The 255-nt window shown below is 58.8% G+C and carries 1 protein-coding gene; it reads left to right on the forward strand.

What is annotated here, in order from left to right:
- On the forward strand, nucleotides 1-249 hold a 249-nt coding region (locus SB717_RS37650; RefSeq protein ID WP_410908260.1), incomplete at its 5' end, for a TetR family transcriptional regulator C-terminal domain-containing protein.
- Between the last annotated feature and the right edge of the window lie 6 nt (nucleotides 250-255).

The following is a 255-nucleotide window of genomic DNA, read 5'->3' on the forward strand; positions in this document are numbered from 1 at the left end:
TCCCTCAGGCAATATTTCGCTGTAGCGTTCGACGCGTTGCAGGCCAGGGGTGAGATCCGGTCGATCCAGAAGCCGAACGAGCTTGCCGCTAGTTTCCTGGCTCTCATCGAGGGACTCCAACTTCAATGGCTGTATGACCGCGATGCCATCAATATGGAGGCGCTTCTCAGGGCATACCTCTATTCGCTCATTCCCGGATACGAGGCCCTCAAGACGGCAGAGGCAACCCGGGCTCAGGCGGAGCGGTAACCCCGT

The sequence above is a fragment of the Priestia sp. SIMBA_032 genome (assembly GCF_046535215.1).
In the GTDB taxonomy this organism is placed as follows: Bacteria; Bacillota; Bacilli; order Bacillales; family Bacillaceae_H; genus Priestia; species Priestia aryabhattai.